This window comes from Paenibacillus sp. FSL R7-0273 (genome assembly GCF_000758625.1).
Taxonomy (GTDB): Bacteria; Bacillota; Bacilli; order Paenibacillales; family Paenibacillaceae; genus Paenibacillus_AQ.
Genome location: NZ_CP009283.1, coordinates 4683331 through 4704142 on the forward strand (window position 1 = coordinate 4683331; position 20812 = coordinate 4704142).

General features: G+C 50.8%; 16 protein-coding genes and 1 pseudogene. 3 read left to right on the top strand and 14 right to left on the bottom strand.

Going from position 1 to position 20812, the window contains the following annotated elements:
• Positions 1 to 30 precede the first annotated feature (30 nt).
• Positions 31 to 1341 carry an alpha/beta hydrolase family protein gene (locus R70723_RS20135; RefSeq protein ID WP_039874780.1) on the top strand — a complete coding sequence of 437 codons (1311 nt, stop codon included), beginning with the start codon at positions 31 to 33 and terminating at the stop codon, positions 1339 to 1341.
• A 46-nt stretch (positions 1342 to 1387) separates the two neighbouring features.
• Here the strand turns inward: R70723_RS20135 and R70723_RS20140 are convergent, their stop codons facing one another.
• From R70723_RS20140 to R70723_RS34420, 4 genes and pseudogenes are all read right to left on the bottom strand, one after another.
• A complete protein-coding gene (locus R70723_RS20140; protein ID WP_052421400.1) occupies positions 1388 to 1786 on the bottom strand; it encodes a hypothetical protein in 399 nt (132 codons plus the stop codon).
• Positions 1787 to 1809: 23 nt separating this feature from the next.
• On the bottom strand, positions 1810 to 2715 hold the full coding sequence (locus R70723_RS20145; protein WP_144027198.1) for a DUF3885 domain-containing protein: 906 nt from the start codon (positions 2713 to 2715) through the stop codon (positions 1810 to 1812).
• Positions 2716 to 2798: 83 nt separating this feature from the next.
• Complete coding sequence (locus R70723_RS34415) at positions 2799 to 3101, bottom strand: YiaA/YiaB family inner membrane protein (protein WP_063837793.1); 303 nt, start codon at positions 3099 to 3101, stop codon at positions 2799 to 2801.
• Positions 3093 to 3275: pseudogene (locus R70723_RS34420) on the bottom strand (YiaA/YiaB family inner membrane protein); the annotation flags it as partial. The pseudogene R70723_RS34420 and the gene R70723_RS34415, both read right to left, overlap by 9 nt.
• A gap of 249 nt (positions 3276 to 3524) precedes the next feature.
• Between R70723_RS34420 and R70723_RS20155 the strand changes: the two are divergent.
• Both R70723_RS20155 and R70723_RS20160 read left to right on the top strand, forming a co-directional pair.
• The gene (locus R70723_RS20155) at positions 3525 to 5279 is read left to right on the top strand and encodes a DUF2264 domain-containing protein (protein WP_047171171.1); all 1755 of its coding nucleotides are present in this window, start codon (positions 3525 to 3527) and stop codon (positions 5277 to 5279) included.
• Positions 5260 to 6393, top strand: a complete 1134-nt coding sequence (locus R70723_RS20160; RefSeq protein ID WP_144027199.1) for a glycoside hydrolase family 88 protein — start codon at positions 5260 to 5262, stop codon at positions 6391 to 6393. Before R70723_RS20155 ends, R70723_RS20160 begins: the two co-directional genes overlap by 20 nt.
• Position 6394: 1 nt before the next feature.
• On the opposite strand, the gene R70723_RS20165 is transcribed toward R70723_RS20160, so the two are convergent.
• The 10 genes from R70723_RS20165 to purT form a co-directional block, all read right to left on the bottom strand.
• Positions 6395 to 7378 (bottom strand): phosphotransferase family protein, encoded by a 984-nt coding sequence (locus tag R70723_RS20165; protein ID WP_231574755.1) that lies wholly within the window; start codon positions 7376 to 7378, stop codon positions 6395 to 6397.
• Positions 7379 to 8270: 892 nt separating this feature from the next.
• On the bottom strand, positions 8271 to 9548 hold the full coding sequence (locus tag R70723_RS20175) for an IS110 family RNA-guided transposase (protein WP_039870016.1): 1278 nt from the start codon (positions 9546 to 9548) through the stop codon (positions 8271 to 8273).
• A gap of 729 nt (positions 9549 to 10277) precedes the next feature.
• Complete coding sequence (mglC, locus tag R70723_RS20180; RefSeq protein WP_039874795.1) at positions 10278 to 11285, bottom strand: galactose/methyl galactoside ABC transporter permease MglC; 1008 nt, start codon at positions 11283 to 11285, stop codon at positions 10278 to 10280.
• A gap of 110 nt (positions 11286 to 11395) precedes the next feature.
• Positions 11396 to 12907, bottom strand: coding sequence for a sugar ABC transporter ATP-binding protein (locus tag R70723_RS20185; RefSeq protein ID WP_039874797.1), 1512 nt, complete (start codon positions 12905 to 12907; stop codon positions 11396 to 11398).
• Positions 12908 to 13053: 146 nt separating this feature from the next.
• Positions 13054 to 14136: a galactose ABC transporter substrate-binding protein gene (locus R70723_RS20190; RefSeq protein WP_144027079.1), complete on the bottom strand. Its 1083-nt coding sequence runs from the start codon at positions 14134 to 14136 to the stop codon at positions 13054 to 13056.
• Between the two features lie 139 nt (positions 14137 to 14275).
• The gene (locus R70723_RS20195) at positions 14276 to 15301 is read right to left on the bottom strand and encodes a substrate-binding domain-containing protein (protein WP_039874803.1); all 1026 of its coding nucleotides are present in this window, start codon (positions 15299 to 15301) and stop codon (positions 14276 to 14278) included.
• Complete coding sequence (locus R70723_RS20200) at positions 15298 to 17127, bottom strand: sensor histidine kinase (protein WP_081957441.1); 1830 nt, start codon at positions 17125 to 17127, stop codon at positions 15298 to 15300. The genes R70723_RS20195 and R70723_RS20200 overlap by 4 nt, the downstream gene beginning before the upstream one ends.
• A gap of 3 nt (positions 17128 to 17130) precedes the next feature.
• Entirely contained in the window at positions 17131 to 18780 is a 1650-nt protein-coding gene (locus R70723_RS20205) for a response regulator (RefSeq protein WP_039874805.1), read from the bottom strand.
• A gap of 283 nt (positions 18781 to 19063) precedes the next feature.
• Positions 19064 to 19528, bottom strand: coding sequence for a GNAT family N-acetyltransferase (locus tag R70723_RS20210; protein WP_144027080.1), 465 nt, complete (start codon positions 19526 to 19528; stop codon positions 19064 to 19066).
• Positions 19518 to 20708 carry a formate-dependent phosphoribosylglycinamide formyltransferase gene (purT, locus tag R70723_RS20215; protein WP_039874808.1) on the bottom strand — a complete coding sequence of 397 codons (1191 nt, stop codon included), beginning with the start codon at positions 20706 to 20708 and terminating at the stop codon, positions 19518 to 19520. Before purT ends, R70723_RS20210 begins: the two co-directional genes overlap by 11 nt.
• Between the last annotated feature and the right edge of the window lie 104 nt (positions 20709 to 20812).

Consider the following 20812-nt stretch of genomic DNA (forward strand, 5'->3'; position numbering starts at 1 on the left):
ATGATAAACACCGGAAGGGGACAACCAAAGATGGAATTTGTATTATTCACAGCTGCGCTTATTGTTGAGATTGCTATGGCTGTATATTGCATGGTAACGAAGCAGAAGCACAGGAAATTAAAGAGCCTAGTCAGAATTGCTGAATTTATCGTATTGGCAACACTAATTCTGCTCCCTGTCATTGAATGGAGCTTTTATTGGATTGTATGTACAGGCCTGCTGTTCCTTTTAGCGGTGAGAGGTGTATTTTCGCTTATCCGGCAGTCCAAAGCAGATCTGCGTGTATTCAAACGCTCTACCACTCTGGTAAAAGCAATCCTGCTGCTCATTATGCTGACATTGGCTTTTACACCTGTTCTGCTTTTTCCGCAGTATCGGTTGCCGGAGGTAACCGGTGACTATCCTGTCGCAACAGCTGTGTACACCTACACTGACAAGAGCCGGATAGAGCAATTTACGGATACAGGTGAGCACAGACAGGTAAATGTGGAGTTCTGGTACCCGGAGCAGGCTGAAGGTAATTATCCGCTGCTGGTATTTTCCCATGGGGCATACGGAATCAGGTATAGCAACACCTCAACCTTTACAGAGCTTGCCAGTCACGGCTATGTTGTCGCTTCAATCGACCACCCTTATCATTCCTTTTATACAGAATCCGAGGATGGGAAGCTGACAATGATTAGCCCGGATTATTTTCAGGAAGTCAATGATACTAACAAGGCTGGGGTGTACACGGCTCAGGAGCTTGACGGAATCATTCAAAAATGGATGAAGCTTCGCACGGGCGACATGGGTTTGGTCATTGATACAGTGGTGGAGATGGCCGCAAAGGACGACAGCCCTGCTGTCTATCAGCTTGTTGATCCGGCCAAAATCGGGGTATTCGGCCACTCGATGGGCGGCGCAGCCAGTGTCTGGCTCGGGCGTGAGCGCGATGACATCGGTGCCGTTGTCAATCTGGACGGCCCGCTGTTCAGCGAGCTTATTTATGACCGGGCATCGGACAATTTTGCTGCAGCTAATAAAGCCTATACTACTCCGCTGCTTAACGTTTACTCCGACGATGTCTGGAAGCAGCTTGACTATGTCACTGTGTATGCCGGCAACAAAACGGCTGAACAAACTTTCGCCGAGGTTTACTCCGTGCATTTTCAGGGAGCCAATCACATGAGCCTGACCGATCTTCCGCTGTTCTCCCCTATTCTGGCTAATATGATGCCTGTTGGAAAATCGGTCATTGATAAATACTACTGCATCGAGAACATGAATCAGCTGGTGCTGCAGTTTTATGATTATACGCTGAAGGGGATTGGCGGGTTTACGCCGAAGGAGACGTACTGAATGGTGTAGGAGCAGCCCTCTCTGGATGGAAATATTGCTTCCTCAGTTACAGGCTGTACTGCACAACAAGCTCTCTCATATAAGGAGTTAGTTCGAATCCTTCATAATAATCTTCATCTATTAATGCCCAGTAACGGATGAGATCCCGGAACATATCGAGGTCGCTGATCAAGCAGTCTCTGATTCTGCACCAAAGTCCCGGTGTAACTCCTGTCATATTAAGAGCATCATCAAATGAAGAAAGAATAAGATTCATTAAGGCAAACTTTTCATCCTTGTTAAGAGTACTTTTCTCATAGTAGGTGATAAATTCAGCAATTCTAGTGTGGTCTGAAATTTCAAGCTGCCAATCTTGAGAACGTTCATCTAATATGGGAAGATTAAGTTTTTCAGTGAGGGTAGCGATTGCTTCTTTGGTAACAAAATACTGTATGGGGTTGTTCATTGTAAGTCCCTCCTGTTTAGGAATCAATCTGTTCTACCATAGCTCCAACCGGTATAAGCCCCATATTTCTTACCGTACATGCTCATGAGATGGCTCTGATAATCAATTTGCGCTAATGCTTCCGTCTTGACAGCTGTAAAAGTGACCCGGTTATCTGTTTCGAAAACCCGCTCAATCTCAAACGATGTGAACGCAAGCTCCCTTGCAAAATGATCGGCGTTCACGGAGGGAATCTCGAAATGATGTGCTATACGACAAGTATTGATTCGTCTGAGATTGATGCCGGATTCAACGACCTTCTTGTTATTACTCTTCCTGCGGGCTTTTTGTTCTTCGTCCGTTTCGATGATACCGGCGAGACCCTCACCGAAAAGATTGTCAATTTGGTAACGGTTATAGTCCAGAATCCATTTCCGGTGTTCATGATAAAGAGGCAATAGAACGTCTTTATCGGAACTGTAAACATCACAGCCGCGATCATCATACATATGAAACAAAACTCCTTTTGTTTTGTTGTACAGGTAAATTTGGCCGCCTGCTTCCGGTTTACGTCTGAAATCTAAATTTTCAATGGACTCCAGTACATACGGTATCCGGATTTCTTTGGCTTTAATTTCAGCCTTCCATTCAAAAGTGTAGAGATCTTCTTGTGATTCGTCGAATTCATATGGCAGCACACATGAGCTTACCTGCTTTAACCGGGTTTTGAAAAAGCGCTTTAATCGTACAATACTGACACGTTTTTCATTTCTGCTATAACTGGTACGATGTAAAAAAACTACATGATCCTCAGGATCAAAAATGGAACGGCAAATCGTATTTGCGCGATGCAGACCTTCCCTGCGGTAGGCCTCATCCATTAAGCTTCCCAAACCCAGTTCAAAACGTATGTATAGCGCATAGGCTGTCAATTCTTTTACAATACTCACTGCAGATGTTCCCTTTCTTTATATATAATACGAATTCACAAAGGCCCATCCCAGGATGGACCTTTCTTGTTTAAATGTTCTTTTTACCCCTGATAATCCCTTTTGGATTCCAGCTCGGCCAGTATGTCCTTGTCTTCCGCATTGTCCCGGGTAACCTTCTGCACGCCGATTGCACTGTACGAAATCAGCAGAATAACAGCGATGTAGTATCCTTTTACATTTAACTGAAACGGAGCGTTGTACAGGCCGATAAAGAACATGCCGTAACCGATAACCAGCCCGGCTATCGCCATCCCTGTAAAAGCTGCCGTATTTCTCATCCGGTGCTTAGGATTCTCCAGGCGGATTTCTCTGTCCTCCGTATTGTCCCGGACGACCTTCTGCATGACGATGCAGCTGATCGTAATCAGCACCATACACAGAATATAATACCCCTTCACATTCAGCTCCCAGTTGTCGTTGTAGACACCTAGGCAGAATAAGAACAGGCCCGCTGCCAAGGCAAAATAAGAGGCCAAGGTGAAGGCAGTTGTGTTACGCTTGCGGTACGTTTGATTCATCTGCTGATTTCTCCCCCCACTGCAATATGGAATGCACTATTCCTCCTCCACTATACCGTGAACTACCGGTAAAATTCTACCAAAATTTACTGTTCTCCCGCTGTATCTCCATTTATCAACCGCATTGTGCATTTTGCCGATGCCGCAGCCGCCATTTTCTATCCGATTGGACATTCTGCGCATATACATCACCCAGCCCTGATCCTATAGTTAAGACAGGAAGCATGCGCAGAAAGGTGGAGGACAGCTATGGAAGCAGTAAAGGATCACGGCAGCCGGGAGTTTTACGAAGACCTGCTCCTGTCGATGATAGAGCCCCTGAAGGAACGTTTCAGCCCGGGAAAAGCCAGGCTTCAGCTTGGCGCTGAAACAGCCGGATACGGTAACAGAGTCGCGGGAATGGAGGGTTTCTCGCGCCTGCTATGGGGACTGGTCCCGTATTGGGCCGGCGGCGGTAAAGATGTCAGCCTGCTGCCGGTTTATCTGGAGGGGCTGGCGAATGGAACCAATCCAGCTTCTCCCGAGTATTGGGGGGAGCTGCACCATAAAGACCAGCGGATGGTGGAAATGGCCGCTATCGCTTTCGGGCTGCTGATGATTCCGGAGAAATTATGGGAGCCATTGGCGGAGCCTAGCCGTAACCATCTGGCAGCATGGCTGGGGCAGATTAATCTATACTCCCTGGCCGATAATAACTGGCAGTATTTTAATGTGATCACCAACCTGGCTCTAAAGCATATAGGCATGCCCTACAGCAATGAGCGTTTGGAAGAAGCAATGGCTAAATATGAGTCCTTCTATTTGGGGAACGGCTGGTATTCCGACGGGCTGCGTCCTCAGAAGGATTACTATATTTCGTTTGCGATTCATTTTTATTGTCTTCTCTACGCCAAGTTTGTGGGCGCGGAGGATCCGGAAAGATCAGCGCTTTTCAAAGCGAGAGCCAGGGAGTTTGCCGGAACCTTTATCTACTGGTTTGATGATGAAGGCAAAGCCCTGCCCTTCGGAAGGTCCATGGCCTACCGGTTTGCCCAGGCAGCCTTTTGGAGTGTTAGCGCCATGCTGGAGCTTGATGTTCTGCCAATGGGCGTATTAAAAGGACTTATAGAGCGGCATATGGAGCAGTGGCTGCGGCAGCCTATTTTTGATAATGGCGGCGTGTTAACAATAGGTTACGCTTACCCCAATCTGAACATGTCAGAAGGCTATAATGCCTCCGGCTCCCCATACTGGGCCTTCAAAAGCTTCGCGCTGCTTGCCCTTCCTGCGGACCACAAGTTCTGGACCGTGAAAAGTGAGCCTCTTCCCAAGCTGGAACAGCGGCTGGCCATCGCCGAGTGTGACATGCTTATCTGCCGCCGCAGCTATGATGTCACCGCGCTTACGGCCGGGCAATATCCGGTTCTGCAGCTTACCCACGCAGCGGAAAAATACGCAAAGTTCGCCTATTCCACCCGCTTCGGATTCAGCTGCCCCAGATCGTACAGTCATTTGCATGAGGCGGGAACGGACAGCATGCTGGCTTTTTACGTTCACGATATGATTTATGTGAGAAAAGCCTGCCTGGAATATAACGTCACCGGAACAGAGGTGTATTCCAGATGGAGCCCGGTGGAAGGCATTGAGGTCGAGACTTGGCTCATTCCAACAGATGAAGGGCATATCCGGCGCCATATGATTACCAGCGAATTGGAGTGTACCGCTTATGACTGCGGCTTTGCTTATCCCGACCTGCCCGGAGAGACCCGCAGAGAGCTCAGCGGTACCTCCGCTGCTGTCATAGATACCAACGGCAGAAGCTCAGCAGCATCTGATACCGGCAGACCTATGGTGATCGCCAGCGCACCGAATACCAATCTGATCTTCCCGACTACAGCAATCCCGGCGATCGAATACCGGATTCCAAGGGGAAGCATTCGTGTCGAAACCAGGATTGAGGCGGATTTTGCAGATGTCAAAATACAGATAGGACGTGGACATGGCTATGAGATATACAATCAGTGAAACGGACCGCCAGTGGGCGGCCCGGGTCTGGGACAAGCTTGAAGTAAAATTAAAAGCAGAATGCCGGCGCGTCGGTCCGATTATGCCCTATATTCCAGTCAATGGAACCTACGAGGACATGGCTGAAAAGAATCTCGTCTGGTGGACTAACGGCTTCTGGGCCGGCATTCTGTGGCAGATGTATCATGCTACCAAGGAGGATCTATACAAAGAAACAGCTGAACAAATCGGAGCCAAACTGGATCAGGGGCTGGCTGACTATACAGGCCTTGACCATGATCTGGGATTTCTCTGGTTACATACGGCAGTGGCCGATTACCGGCTTACCGGAAATCAGCAGTCGCGTATCCGCGGGCTTCATGCAGCAGGCATTCTCGCCGGACGGTTTCAGCCGGCCGGCGAATATATCCGGGCCTGGAACGAAGGGCAGGAAGGCGTCGCCATTGTGGATTGCCTGATGAACCTCCCCCTGCTCTATTGGGCAGCGGATCAGCGCAACGATTCCGGCCTCAAGCAGATTGCCGTCAAGCATGCTGACATGGCGCTGCAGTACGTATTACGGCCGGATGGCTCCTGTAACCATCTTGTGCAATTTGATACGGAGACCGGTGAGTATCTGGATAATCCGGGCGGGCAAGGGTATGAGAGCGGCTCTTCCTGGACCCGCGGCCAGTCCTGGGCCGTCTATGGCATGGCGCTTTCCTACCGCTATACGCTGAAGCAGGAGTACCTGGATGCCGCCAAACGGTCAGCACATTATTTTATCGCGAATGCAGCCGTCAATGATTACGAGGTACCGATTGATTTTCGTTCGCCGGAAGAGCCTGTGTATGTTGATACAACTGCTGCCGTATGCGCTGCCTGCGGACTGCTCGAGCTATCCGAATTTGTAGGTGAGTATGAGAAAGGGCTGTATATAAAAGCTGCGGTCCGGCTCCTGAGGAAGATCGATGAGAAATTCTGTGACTGGAACCCCGGGACGGATTCCATCGTCTCCCACGGCTCCGGAAGATATCACCGGGAGTCGGACCGTGAAGTGCCGATTATTTACGGCGACTACTTTTTTCTGGAGGCCATCCTGCGGCTGTTAGACCGGGATTTTCTGATCTGGTAGCTTATTCAATATATCGCATGGCCAGCTCTGTATGATATCTGGACAGATTCCTTGAAAACTGCTGATCCGGATATCCGCGGTGCAGCAGCTTCAGCCCGGCCGAGATTAAGGCGATGTGATGATGGAAGCGGTAAAAGCGCATTCTGTCAGGATCAAGGGAATCGTTCTGCAAATAGCGGTAATACTCGCCGAATCTGAATTCCAGAAAGCTATGCTCATGCTCGATATCAAAAAAACGCACGCCCTCAATGTCAATCAGATAAGGCTCCAGCCTCTCATTCACCAGCAGATGGTCGGGGCCGAGTTCATCGTGGATCAGCCCGTATTCTGTCCTTGGACTGATCCTGGCTGCAAGCTCCTCCAGTTTATCCAGCAGCTTCTCTTTGTTAGTGTTAATGAGGTCGATATACTGCACTGCGTAAGCTAACTGCAGCTTTGCATTATCCTGCAGCACCAGATGACATTGGCCTGTTGTACGTACGTTGCGATGCTGCTCAGGTGCCCCGAAGGTACTTCTTTTAATGTTATGCATTGCAGTAACCAGAGTCCCTACCTGCTGCAAAACATACTCCTTAACCTCCGGATCAGGATGGCTGAAATAGGCTTCTGCCTTTTGCCCGTCAATATACTCAACCAGCGCGTAATCAAATGTATAATCCGTTCTGTCATTATTCAAGTCGTAAAGCGCCGGCGTGCGGATGGAATGCTCCTTCAAAAACCTGTTGCTGGATGCAAACAGGCCGCTGCCGTAGGATCCTGCATTGATCGTATTTTGTTCGATTTCCTGCTGAAAAAAATTCATGGACAGGTCCCACACATAGAGCACACTGCTGAAACCATTAGTGCAGTCCACCTTATAAACTACCTTTTGAGCACCACCATGCATTCTGGACACACCTGAAACCACATAGGAGCTTCCAAAAACCTGGCCGATATATTCCTGCAGCGCAAGGGGGTCGAGGGGGCAGCTAACGTTAACGTTCATTGAACAACACTCCTGATCATTGTATTGCCGGCTAACTCACTGTATAATAATCCCTGGAAAAAATATAGACTGTTTCTTTCCGTTCTGCTATGATGTTGAATAAGGTCTTGAAAAAAATAGCCATACGCAGCAGCCCTTCGATTTGATCGAGCGGCTGCTTTTTTTGTTGCTGCCTGGCTGAATGAACCGGTTCAGAGAACATAGCCGATCCCTTACCCGCGTATATCCTCGCTGACCTTTTGCATGCTTTTTGCGTGTCCTTCGTGTGCGCCTGCCTTTTGTAGCCCTTCGCATGTCCTCCAGGTCCCATCCGCGTGCCTCCACATCCTCTACCCGGCTAACGGACTCAGATGACCTTATCCGCGGCAAAATCCCGGGTATCACATTCTAACGGACTCCAGCGCCGTTATTTGTCTAATTCAGCCTCAAAATAGCCTGCCCGGGGCGAAATAAGGTCATCTCGGTCCGTTAGCTCTCCCAAATGCGCCGTTTCGCAAAATTAACGGCTGTGGTGTCCGTCCCTCGTATTTAAGAGTTTCTCTCACAAATACTCACTCATTCGCAGGATTTCAACGTACTGGAGTAACAGGGAGTGCGAGTTAATGGTGGGGGTTGAGCTGCCAGGAGCGCTAGGGGCATGCAGGAACAAAAGCAGCGTATGACGTGCTTTAATCCAAGGATATCCTGCATACTCCACTTGGCCCATGGAGGTTCACCCTCCCAGATCTCTACGGGTCTATGCCCTCACATTCCTTCGTTACACCTGTCCATGGCGTGGAGACCGATAGCGTTTAGTTAACGGGTCAAGGCCCTTCCGGACACACACACTCGGTTCTCTTATACATGCAATGTTGTAGAATCCTGCGAACAAGTCAATTCTCGTGGTTCCAATTTATGCGGCAACTGGGGCTGCAGATGCACTTTGGTATGATTCCCCTCGCTGGACCATACCGATCAGGATACGAGCCAGCTTGCCAATCAGTTTAAAAAGCGACGCCTGCTTCTTCATGCCCCGTTCCTGGTTGTGCGTATGCCACCGCTTAAAATCCGGGTTTTGCCGCACCAGATTCAGCATTCCCCAGTAGAAGTGCTTGCGGAGCATGCTGTCCCCCCGCTTGGAGAGCTTGATTTGCCCTTTGAACTTACCGGAGGTACACTCAGCCAGATTCAAACCGGCTCGTCGTAACAATTGCCTGCCGTGCGCATACAGGCGCAGGTCGCCCGCTGAGGCTAGAATGGCTGCCAGCGTCATCGTGCCAAGACCCGGGATACTTCGTAATTGCTCAGCCAAAGGAATTTCTTGCAGGATCCGCCCGAGGGCCTCCTCTATTTCACCGAGCATGACGGTTACCTGCTTGTAGGTTTGAATCAGGCGGTAGAGGTCTTGCCGTGCTTCTTCCGTTGCTCTCGTATCCCCAATACTGCGCGCTGCTGCTGCAAGTAACGCGCCTGCTTTCGCTCTGCCACTGACGCCGGAGGCCCGTTTCATCCCTTGCTTGCGCCAAAGTTTAATCACCTCATCCACACTCAGTCTCTTTAGATCACATGGCAAAGGACAAGCGTGGAGCGATGCTAGCGAACGAAGCACTGTCCAGTCCGGAAAGACTTGGCGGAATTCGGGGAAATAAAGGTCGATCCAGCGGACGATTCGATTGCCCAAGCTTATCGATTGCTTTACCCAGTACTCTCTGTCACTCATGAGTGTCTTTAGACGCTCAAAAGTGGCTTCCTGAGTCACATAGTCTGTGTAGTAGCCGCGACTGACCACGTCTGCAATGACAAGCGCATCCTTGGGGTCATTCTTGGATGGGCTATTGTCCCGGTTTTCCTTATTACGGTGGGTGGTCACCGGGTTCACCAACACCACCTCAATCCCTTGTTGAAGCAGCCAATTGGCAAGGTTAAACCAGTAATGCCCCGTAGGTTCAAGTCCAATAAGAAGGGATGTTAGCCGGTGCTTGCTCTGGGCTTCTTTTACCCAACGCAAAAGCTTCTCAAAGCCTTCTAGCGTATTGGGAAAAGACAGATGGCGGGGAGTAAGCGAACGCCCGCGAAAATCGGTCATCTGCGCGGCGTGCATATCCTTAGCAATGTCGATCCCAACCACTACATGCTGCACCGTAATTCGCTCAATACGTTGATTCGTTGTTTCGTTTCGGTTAAACTTCATAGTAAGCGCCTCCTGATGAGTTTTTGGGCTTCCGACCCCTTATACTCTCATCATACGAGGCGCTCTTGTTTTTGTCTAAGCCAATAACTTAGCGAATACAGGAATGTTTAGCCGCCGTGAGAGTGGCCGGCGGGTAGCCTCTACAAAGTTTTTCGGTTGTGATGTGCCGGGCTTTTGCACACATGCAGGGAATTGCGGCTTGCTTGAGTTTGAACTAATGGTGAGGTTGGTGCGGCCAGTCGAGGTTAGACATTTGCAGTTAGTTTGCTGAGCCGAGGTTACACTAATATTGCCTTTGGTTTACTGTGCCGGGGTTTTACTAACATTGCCGCTAGCGTGCTGGCGGACTTTGCCCAAAAGCTGATTTGGCATTTAGGCCTTTTTTATTGGTCTTTTGTTCTTTTTCTTGGTCTATTTTTTTCTTGGCGTTTTGTTTCGGAGCGCAGCAATCGAAACACCAAAAAGCGTTTGCTATGCAGTGCTAGCAAACGCTTTTTGCTGCTTTCCCCCACCTTGGCGAGGTGATGGGAGTAACGGAGGGAAAGTTTGGAGCTGGAGGAGCGGAGCGACCGCCTTTGTTCTCGAATTCCCACCGCAAAGGCGGTATGGAATCAAGGAATTCGAGAACAACAGCGGCCGGAAGCCCAAAGCTTTCCCGGAGTTACGCCCGAGCATTGAGCCGCCCGAGCATCGAGCCGCCCTGAGCCGCCCAATCACCGAGCACAAGGCCTACTTCTTTGATGAGTACTTCCGCATATCAAACGACACCGCAGCGATGATAATTAAACCTTTAATGATCAATTGATAATAAGGGCTGATGCCGATGAAGGTCAGACCGTAGTTAATCAGGGTGAAGATGATAACCCCTACGAGGACGCCAGGAACGGTACCAATACCGCCTGTGGTGGATACGCCGCCGACTACGCAGGCTGCGATTGCATCGAGTTCATACATGTTACCGTAGTTGTTGGTTGCGCCGCCTGTTCTTGCAGCTTCGAGTACACCAGCCAGACCATAAAGAGCACCGGCGATTGCGTAGATGTAGATCAGGTTCTTGGATACGTTGATCCCGGAAACCTTGGCGGCCTGCATGTTGCCGCCGATGGCGTACATGTTTTTGCCCAGCTTGGTTTTGTTGAACAGCACCCAGACTATCGCGGCGACGACTATCGCTATGATGACGATGTAGGGTATGGAATACTGGCCGCTGCCGATAAAGCCGGAGCCAATCTTGGTGAAGTCCTCACGCAGTCCGCCGATTGGCTGTGACTGGTTCGGGTCCATATCGAAGTACAGGGAGTTTACTCCGTATACGATAAGCATGGTGCCCAGCGTGGCAATGAACGGCGGAACATTGAGCTTGGAAACGACGAGACCGTTGACCAGACCGCAGAGAAGACCGGCCACGATTGCGATAACAATCGGAAGCAGCACATGCACCTGCGGGAGATCCGGGAAGAACCGGCGGGAATAATCCGGAATTTGCAGCATTGAGGCTGAGATAACGGCGGTGAAGCCGACTACGCGGCCTGCCGACAAGTCCGTACCTGCGGTAATGAGGATAAAGGCAACCCCGAGGGCGATAATAACGCGGGTCGAGGACTGGATCAGTACATCACGCAGCGTATTAATCGACATAAAGCTTGGTTCGTATACGATAATTCCCATGATGAGAATGACAAGTACGATATAAATCGCATTTTGGGTTATAAAGGATTGTGCTTTTTTAACATCCATGAGTAGTGTTCCTCCTTAGTTGTTACGCGAAGTTTTGCTTGTCTATCCTAAGCCGGATCAGCTTAATTGAAAGCAAATGGGTCTTCGCCGTGCTTTATGCTGCTCCTATCCTAATGCTGTGCGGCGAGACGCATAACTTCGGTTTCCGTAGCCTGGTCGCCTTCTAATATTCCTGTAAGCCGTCCTTCCGACATCACCATGACACGGTCAGACATGCCCAGCAGCTCCGGCATCTCGGAGGAGATCATGATAATGCTCTTCCCCTGCTTCGCCAGATCGGCGATGATAGAATAGATTTCGAACTTGGCACCGACGTCAATTCCGCGTGTCGGCTCGTCAAGCAGCAGAACCTCCGGCTCGGTCAGCAGCCATCTGGCCAGCAGCACCTTTTGCTGGTTACCGCCCGACAGGTTCATGATCTGTACCTTGGTGGTCGGTGTCTTCGTGCGGAGCTTCTCGATCATCCGGTCCACCTCAACCTTTTTCTTCTTGCCGTCGAGCAGAAGATAAGGCTTCCGGTAACGGTCCAGATTAGCGATCGCCCCGTTCTCATGGACAGACAGCACCGGGAAAATACCGGTCACACGGCGTTCCTCCGTCAGCAGCGCCAGCCCGTGCTTTTTGGCATCCTGCGGAGAATTGATGTTCACCTTCTTACCCTCTATTGAAATACTGCCGGATGCAATCGCCCGCAGTCCGAACAGAGCTTCAATAACCTCAGTACGCTGCGCGCCTACCAGTCCGCCTACTCCGAGAATTTCTCCCCGTCTGAGACTGAACGAGACATTCTTAAACGATCTTGGCTCCGGAGAGGTCAGCCCTTCCACCTTCATATAGACCTCGCCGGGAACATTGCTGCGTTCAGGGAAGCGGTTGGTCAGATCGCGTCCGACCATCCGGGAGATAATCAGGTCCGTCGTCAGTTCAGCAGACGGCCAGGTACCGATTTTTTTACCGTCACGCATGATCGTTACTTCATCAGAGATTTCCAGAATCTCTTCCATCTTGTGGGATATATAGATAATAGCTACGCCTCTTTTTTGCAGGTCCCGGATAATCCGGAACAGATGCTCAACTTCCACGCTTGTCAGGGAAGAGGTCGGCTCATCCATTACAATGACGCGGGAATGAAAAGAAACGGCCTTCGCGATTTCAATGGATTGGATTTTGGATACAGACAGCTTGCCCACCAGCGTTTCGGGATTCAGATCAATATCCAGATCCTTAAACAGGCTTGCTGTATCCGCATACATTTTCTTGTGGTCTATGAATTGAATCGGCCCGATTCCCTTAGTCGGAAAACGTCCGAGCCAGATGTTCTCCATCACGCTCCGGAACGGTACCGGATGCAGCTCCTGGTGAATCATCGAAATCCCGTGCCCGAGGGCATCGTTGGAGTTGGTAATGCTGGCTTTTTCGCCATCCAGAAAGATCTCACCGGCGTCCGGTGAATAAATACCAAAGAGACATTTCATCAGTGTTGATTTGCCTGCCCCGTTTTCTCCCATCAGTGCATGTACCGAACCCGGTCTAACCTTGAGGCTTACTCCGTCCAGCGCTTTAACGCCGGGGAATTCTTTTGTAATATTGTTCATTTCCAGCAAAAACTCAGCATTAGCCATGTTGTTACGCCCCCTACGCTTTTTTCTTTTTCCATGAGAGGCACAGCGGTTCTATCCTGCTCCCTACCCTTAAGGAATTCCGGGGAACGGGCGGACCCGCTCCCCGGTTATCATTTTTATCTATTTGCTCTGTGTACCAGAAGCTATTATTTAGCGTCAGCTACGTTGTCTTTTGTAATCTTTTTGTAGGAGATCCATACATATTGGTTGTCTGTGATATCAAAGCCTACGTTATCTTTAGTTGGAGTTTCGCCCTTAGCCAGCAGAGCTGCAACGGTAATCGCCGCTTTACCCTGGTTATTCGCATCGTTCAGTACCGTTCCGAGCATGGTTCCGTCCTGAAGAGCCTGAACCGCCGGAGCCGTAGCGTCAACGCCTACTACCGGCATGTATTTGTCGCCAGTGAAGTAGCCTTGTGCTTTCAGAGCTTCGATTGCGCCGAGTGCCATGTCATCGTTGTTAGCCAGAACTGCTTCGATTTTGTCGCCGTGGGAGCCAAGGAAGGCCGCCATTTTTTCCTGTCCTTTTACGCGGTCCCACATTGCAGTATCTTCAGCCAGCTTCTCTACCTTAATGCCGGCATCTTCGATAGCCTGGATGGAGAAGGTGGTACGCAGCTCAGCATCCTGGTGGCCCGGTTCGCCTTTGAGCATTACGTACTGCAGCACGCCGTCGCCGTTTTTGTCAGCTTCAGGGTGAGCTTTCCAGTAGTCAACAATCAGCTGGCCGGACATCGTGCCGGACTCTTCTGCTTTTGCCCCAACATAGTAGACCTTATCCCATTTCTTCATATCCTCAGGCAGCGGCTCGCGGTTCAGGAATACTACCGGAATATCAGCAGCCTTTGCTTTATCGATGATTACGCCTGCAGCGGTGCGGTCAACCGGGTTGATCAGCATGCCGTCATATTTCTTGGTAACAAACAGGTCAACCTTGTCATTCTGGGTCGGCTGTGAGTTCTGGCTATCTACGATGTCAACCGTTGCAATGCCCTTTGCCGCTGCATCAATCGCATTACGCACGCCGGTCATGAAGGTATCATCAAACTTGTAAATCGCAACACCGACCTTCGGAGTTTCACCGCTGCCGGAGTTACCGGAGTTTGCTGCCGCGTTGCCGGCAGGAGCATTTGTTGCTGCTGTATTGTCAGAGTTGTTATTGCCGCCGCAGCCTGCCAAAGCAGCACCCAGCAATGCACTGGCTAGTAATACGGAAGTAAGCTTTTTCATAATTTAATGACCTCCTGGTGATGTTTCTTTATTAGTGTGTCCGTGTGTCTCAGGCACAACCTTATTATGCCTTACGTGAAAACGGTTGCGAATATAAAATCCTACTGTCTTTTATGAAAATTCTCATGTTATAAAAATCCTACTTTACGAACGGAAACAGCAGCTTCTGGTTCTCAGGGTAGAGCATATTGTCCAGATCAATCAGCTTGGTTCCTGTATCTACGCGCTCCGGCACATCTATTCCCTGCAGCAGCTCTACTGCATATTTCACGGCGAGATAGCCGTTGCTGAACGGATTCTGGATGACGGTAGCCTGAACAGTACCGTTCTGCAGCAGCTCCAGCATGGAGGGCGAGCTGTCAAAGGCGACCATTTTAATAATATTATCTAGACCCTGGCTCTGAATAACCTTGCCTGCTCCCTGCGAGGCCGTTTCGTTCAGTGTAGCAATGCCCCGCAGTCCGGGGTGCTTCTCCAGCATTTGCCGGGTCAGCTCTTCGGCTTCGGTCGTATTGGATGAGGTATACGAAATCTGCACCACATGAATGTTCGGATAACGGGCGGCATAGTTAAGAAACCCCTTTTCCCGCTCATCCGCATCCCTTGCCCCGTAATCTATCGAACCACTCTCCTGCTGACCGTTCAGGGACGCGCTGGTAAAGTTAAGAATACCGATCTCACCGGTGCCGTTCAGCAGCGTTATCAGGCGTTCAGCAGATTTCTGGCCGGCCTCATAGCCGTTAGAGCCTACATAGGACCGCACCTTGGCAGAGCCGACTTCGGCATCAACTGAAATAACCGGTATTTTGGAATAAGCAGCCTGGTCAACCACCTGGGCTAATCCCATATAGCTGCTCGCTGCCAGAATGATTGCATCCGCGTGCTGGCTGATCGAATCCTCGACCATGGCCACCTGCTCATCAATCATGCTCTCCGAATCCGGTGCCTTGAAGGTCAGATTGACATTGAACTCCTTGGCGGCCGCTTCCGCGCCCAGCTTGACCGTATTCCAGTAATCACCCTTGTTCATTTTGACGATCATATGGATATTGCGCGTGTTTTTGGTGTTGATATATACAGGTGACGAATTAAAAAAGCAGGAGGTCACCGATAGCCAGACCAGCGCACACATCAGCACTGTCAGCAATATACGTGTTATTTTCATGATGATTCCTCCCCTCCTTCCTCAACTGCCCTGCTGCTGACTGCCGGAAAAACAATGGTCACGATGGTCCCTTCCTCCAGCTCACTTTCGAAGGTAAGCCCGAATTCGCGGCCGTAATAGAGGCTGATCCGTTCATTTACATTTCGTACCCCGACACCCGAGCCGCTGCCGGTTTTGCCGCTTTTAACGCCGCCGCTGAGGATAGTATTCAATGTCTCCCTGGACATGCCGATTCCGTTATCGCTGACCCTGATTACAATCAGACCATCCTGCAGCTCGGCAGTAATCAGCACCAGCCCCTCGTCCGGCGACATTTCAATCCCGTGATACAGGGCATTCTCGACAATCGGCTGCAAAATCAGCTTGATGGTCTGAAGCTGAAGCACCTCGTCCTGCGCTTTGATCTCAAAGCAGAATTTATTCTTGAAGCGGAAGCTCTGGATCACCAGATAATGGCGGATATGATCGAGCTCCTCCTGCACCGTAATGATGTTATTTCCTTTGCTCAGACTGATCCGGAAAAACTTCGAGAGTGACTGGATCATCGTGATGACCTCATCATTTTTGCCGCGCTCAGCCAGCCGGACGACAGAATTCAGCGTATTGTACAAAAAGTGGGGATTAATCTGCGATTGCAGCACCTCAAGCTCGCCTTTGCGTTTCGTCTCCTGCTCATAGATAATCTGGTCCATCAGCTGGCGGATCCGCTGCAGCATCAGATTAAAGCGCCTCGACAGCTGCTCCACCTCATAAGCGCCGCTAACGTTAATAGGTGTATTCAGATCCCCTTCACCCACCTGCTTGACCGTGCGCTCCAGCTTCCGGATCGGACTTGCAATCAGCCAGGACAGGAAGACGGAAACAGCGATAACACAGAGAATGACGACAGCGAGGAACCAGATCAGGAACTGGTTGAGATCCCGCTTGGTGGTTACAATCTCATCGTAGTAAGCAACACCGACGATTTTCCACCCGGTCTCCTCCACGGTACGCACCGTAATAAACCGTTTCTCCCCGGTGGATTCATCCAGATAGCTCCGGTAAGCATACTCAAGAACCGGCTCCACATTCTCATACTTCAGGCCGGCATAGATCAGCTGCTGCTGCGGATGATAGACGATATTGCCCAGGGGGTCGAGGATATAGGCATATCCACGCTTGCCGAGCTTTACCTGGCGGCTAAGCTGGTCAATCGTCCGGAAGTTAAAATCAATCAGCAAAATACCGGACTTCAGCTCCCCGTTCTGCTTGTACTGGATCATTTTGCTGATGGAGACGACCCATGTATATTTCCCTTTGAACAAATTCTGGATATGCGGTGCGGAATAGGAGATGTCCGGCGTTTTCTGGGCGCTGGTGAACCAGCTCTGGCTCTGGAGCTGCGTATTCAGCCGCATCTTTTGCCCGGGAGTACCAACCACATACTGGCCCTGGGGAGTAAAAACAGCCACAGACACCAGATCCTCACGGCTGCTCATCAGCGTATCCATGCGTTCATTAAGCAGAGGCGAATCAATGGATGCGCTGGTGGTAATCTGCTTCTCAGCCGTATCAAAGATATTGCCCATTCCCTTCACGTACAGCTCCAGGTTGTAATTCACCTGCTCAATAATCTGCTGCATGTTCAGGTTCGCATTCTCCTCCGCTGTCTTGGCAAATTTGCTGTACAGCATAAAAGCGACAATGACCGCTACAAGAACGGCCACTGTCGTGAAGGATAACGTTATTATCAGCTGGATGCTGCGCAGCTTAGCCGAGAGGCGCAGCCGGCCGCGCTGGCCGGGCTGCGGACGCAGCGGGAAGAAGTCCGCCTTGCTTTTGTTCATCGTTTATCCTCCCCGGGAGCTGTTCTTATACTCTTTGGGCGACTGCCCGTATTTTTTGCGGAAGCAGAAGCTGAAGTAATTTGGATCGGAGAAGCCGATTTTTTCGGCAATTTCAAACGCCTTCAGCTCTGTGGAGCGGAGCAGCTCCTTGGCCGCCTCCAGGCGGATCTGCAGCAGATAGCTGACAAAGGTCATTTTCATTTCTTTTTTAAAAATACTGCTGAAATAGCCGGTGCTGATGTGCAGATGCTGACAGACCCGGCCGATGGAAATATCAGATTCCTCATAATGGCTGCGGATATAATCCTTGGCCTGATCCATCAGCTGCTTGTAGCTGGACTGGCGCTCCGAGGCGATGGAGTCCATCAGCCGGGTACAAATCCTGATTATCCATTCCTTGGCTTCACCCATATTGTTGAACTTATGCAATTCCGACAGCGTGGACAAGCCGGGACCGATGAAATCAGCCGCTTCACTGCCCGACTCCCTGGCTACACGCAGGATAGACGTAATAATCTCAAGTAAAAAGATCTGATAATCCTGGGTCGAGACCTGTGCCGTATCCAGGCCGCCGAACAGCTCGTCCACCACCTGCTTCAGCTCCTGAACGGTACCCAGCTTAATCGTACGGATCAGCGACTGCTGGGTCAGCTCATCAAAGGCAGGCAGCTGGTGTGCTCTGGACTCGACATCCTCAATCCAGATTACTCTGTTATTGCCGAGTATGAGCCGGTAATCCAGCGCCTGCACCGCATCCGCAAAGGAATTGAACAGCATGCCGGCAGACCGGCAGACCGTGCCTGCCCCGGCCGTCACCGTCAGCTTGAGATAACGCTGCACGTTCTGGCGGATCTCTTCAAGAACCGTTAATGTACTGCCTGTGATTTCGGCTTCATCAGCCGCCTGACTCGCTGACAGAAGCACAACATCATCCCGGTGAATGAATACTCTGCCGAAGGCATGCTTCTGGCATATCTCCTCGGCGATATTCAGGATGGCAAACAGCTGGAGATTATGGTCCCCGGTGTCCCGCAGCGAGATATGCCGGCCGGCTGCCGCCCCCTCCTGCTCCCCGGAATGAATATAGTCAATGCTGATGACCGAGGCCTGGAACTGCCTTCCTGCAAGATCAATGCTATACTCAGAGCTTTTATCACTGATCTCCTGCAGCGGCAGCCGGCGGGATACGAGCGAGGAGAGGAACTGCTCCCGCAGCACGGGCAGGCTTTTACGGTAATGCTCGCTGAGGACATATATATTCTCCTTCTCGGCGATTTCAGCTTCAATGGCTGTCCTTACCTTCAGCAGCACATCAATCAGCTCCTGTGATGAGAACGGTTTCAAAATATATTCATCAATCTGCAGCTTGATCGCCTTCTGGGCGTATTCAAATTCATCAAAGCCGGTCAGAATGATGATCTTCGTATTAGGGTGACGGCTGCGGATCCACTCGGCCAGCTGCAGGCCGTTCATAAACGGCATCTGGATGTCTGTTACGACTACGTCCGGCATATGGCGGTCCACTGCCTCAGCCGCTTCCCGGCCGTTCTCTGCCTGCTCAACCACCTCAAAGCCGTATTGCTCCCAGTCGATCTGGGCGATTATCCCTTCCCGTACATCCTCTTCATCTTCGGCAAGAATCAGTTTATACATGCTTCACCCTTCTTTGGTTTACCCATATAGTTTTATCCGGTTTATCGTTATATTAACATGCCTGAAACAGAGCGCCTTAGTGAAAAATGGGCACAGGCTGTTTCGTTTCCCCGCATTTTTGTTTAAAACAAATAAGTCTGCTAATATCGGCGGGATTTCACTATAATATTAGTCTGGCCGTCTGGCAAGGGTCAACTCAAATAATCCTTACAGCCGGAATAGCTGCAGAAACAAAAAAAACCATCCCGTAGCTCCGGGATGGGGATGATTGCACGTATAAGATTTAGACCAGGGCCTTGCTGAAGCGGTAGCCTGCGCTTTTTTCGAACCCGATATGACGGTAAAACGCATGAGCCGGCGCGCGTTCCACGCGGTTGCCGCTTCTGAGAAACAGCTGGCAGCAGCCCTTTTGGCGGGCCCAGTCCTCTGCGGCAGCGACCAGTCTTTTGCCAAGTCCGTTGCCTCTAAGCTCCTCTGATACGATCAGTGCGGTAATCTCCGTAATGCAGTCTGCCTGCTTGTAATAGGATTTCACCTGATGAAGATCAATCATACCCACAACCTCATTGTCCAGCTCAGCAACCATTGTGCAGTGGAACGGATCATGCTCCATGCCTTCCATTCTCTCTTTCATCACGCTAAGCGTTGTCGGATAGCCGAATTCACGCAAAAGAGCGGTGACTCTCTCCAGATCACATTCACTCCATTTGCGAATTTGCAGTACCTGCTCCTGAGTACTACTGTTCATCCTCATATACCTCCACTTTTAGCATAGACGCCGCCTGTTTGGCTGCCGTCCGCGCGATATTCACATCTTCCGCAGCACTTAACGTTACTGCCATCCGCCGTCCGTGACGGATTTCAGGCTTACCGAATACCCTTACCTGTGTGCGCGGCAGTGCCAGCGCCTCACCGATACCGGAGATTGTAAAGGCTTGTCCTTCAGCCTCCGCTTTCAGGGTAGCCGATGCCCCCGGCGTGATAAGCGTTACCGAGTCCAGCGGAAATCCAAGAATGGCTCTGACATGCAGAGCAAATTCCGATAAATCCTGTGTAATCATAGTGACCATCCCCGTATCATGAGGCCGCGGCGACACTTCGCTGAACAGCACTCCCTGATCCGTCAAAAACAGCTCCACTCCGAAAATGCCCAGCCCGCCAAGCTGATCGGTTACCGCAAGGGCAATGGCTTGTGCTTCAGCCAGCTGCTCCCCGCTCATCTGATGCGGCTGCCAGGATTCGACATAATCGCCGTCCTTCTGGATGTGGCCGATCGGCGGACAGAATACAGTCCCGCTTACCGTCCGCACCGTCAGCAGAGTGATTTCACTTTCAAACGTTACAAAGCCTTCAACAATGACGCGGGTTCCTTTGGCACGTGCGCCTTCAAGCGCAATGTTCCAGCAGGCTTCCGCATCCTCCGGCTGTCTGCAGATGCTCTGCCCTTTACCCGAGGAGCTCATGATCGGCTTAATGACACAAGGTGTGCCAAGCTCCTCAAGCGCTGCGCGCAGCTCTTCCAGACTGTCGGCAAAGCGGTAAGGGGCCGTCTTAAGTCCCAGCTCCTCGGCGGCAAGCCTGCGGATGCCCTCACGGTCCATCGTCAGACGGGCTGCACGGGCGGTAGGAACAACGTTGAAGCCTTCCTCCTCCAGCTCCAGCAGTGCATGTGTGGCAATCGCTTCAATCTCCGGCACAATCAGATCCGGCTGTTCCTTGCGGATCAGCGCTTTGAGCGCGTCTGCGTCCAGCATATCGATGACATACGAACGGTGGGCAACGCCCATCGCAGGAGCATCCGGATAACGGTCTACAGCTACGGTCTCTACGCCAAGGCGCTGAGCTTCAATAATGACTTCTTTACCCAATTCTCCGCTGCCCAGGAGCAGCAGCTTACGGCTTCGGGCTGAAAAGGGAGCTCCCCACATTGTCGGTTCAACCTCTTTCGCAAATTTGTCTGCTGATTTTCAAGGTTTCTGTAAACGGACAGCAGTTTCATTGTAAATTTCCAGGCTTCTTTATTTTCTTCCAT

What these genes read in the sequence shown, in the direction of transcription:
- purT (WP_039874808.1), bottom strand. Translation starts at nt 20,708, where the DNA reads ATGTGGGGAGCTCCCTTTTCAGCCCGAAGCCGTAAGCTGCTGCTCCTG.
- mglC (WP_039874795.1), bottom strand. Translation starts at nt 11,285, where the DNA reads ATGGATGTTAAAAAAGCACAATCCTTTATAACCCAAAATGCGATTTAT.
- R70723_RS20205 (WP_039874805.1), bottom strand. Translation starts at nt 18,780, where the DNA reads ATGTATAAACTGATTCTTGCCGAAGATGAAGAGGATGTACGGGAAGGG.
- R70723_RS20135 (WP_039874780.1), top strand. Translation starts at nt 31, where the DNA reads ATGGAATTTGTATTATTCACAGCTGCGCTTATTGTTGAGATTGCTATG.
- R70723_RS20190 (WP_144027079.1), bottom strand. Translation starts at nt 14,136, where the DNA reads ATGAAAAAGCTTACTTCCGTATTACTAGCCAGTGCATTGCTGGGTGCT.
- R70723_RS20160 (WP_144027199.1), top strand. Translation starts at nt 5,260, where the DNA reads ATGAGATATACAATCAGTGAAACGGACCGCCAGTGGGCGGCCCGGGTC.
- R70723_RS20200 (WP_081957441.1), bottom strand. Translation starts at nt 17,127, where the DNA reads ATGAACAAAAGCAAGGCGGACTTCTTCCCGCTGCGTCCGCAGCCCGGC.
- R70723_RS34415 (WP_063837793.1), bottom strand. Translation starts at nt 3,101, where the DNA reads ATGCAGAAGGTCGTCCGGGACAATACGGAGGACAGAGAAATCCGCCTG.
- R70723_RS20140 (WP_052421400.1), bottom strand. Translation starts at nt 1,786, where the DNA reads ATGAACAACCCCATACAGTATTTTGTTACCAAAGAAGCAATCGCTACC.
- R70723_RS20210 (WP_144027080.1), bottom strand. Translation starts at nt 19,528, where the DNA reads ATGAACAGTAGTACTCAGGAGCAGGTACTGCAAATTCGCAAATGGAGT.
- R70723_RS20175 (WP_039870016.1), bottom strand. Translation starts at nt 9,548, where the DNA reads ATGAAGTTTAACCGAAACGAAACAACGAATCAACGTATTGAGCGAATT.
- R70723_RS20195 (WP_039874803.1), bottom strand. Translation starts at nt 15,301, where the DNA reads ATGAAAATAACACGTATATTGCTGACAGTGCTGATGTGTGCGCTGGTC.
- R70723_RS20165 (WP_231574755.1), bottom strand. Translation starts at nt 7,378, where the DNA reads ATGAACGTTAACGTTAGCTGCCCCCTCGACCCCCTTGCGCTGCAGGAA.
- R70723_RS20185 (WP_039874797.1), bottom strand. Translation starts at nt 12,907, where the DNA reads ATGGCTAATGCTGAGTTTTTGCTGGAAATGAACAATATTACAAAAGAA.
- R70723_RS20155 (WP_047171171.1), top strand. Translation starts at nt 3,525, where the DNA reads ATGGAAGCAGTAAAGGATCACGGCAGCCGGGAGTTTTACGAAGACCTG.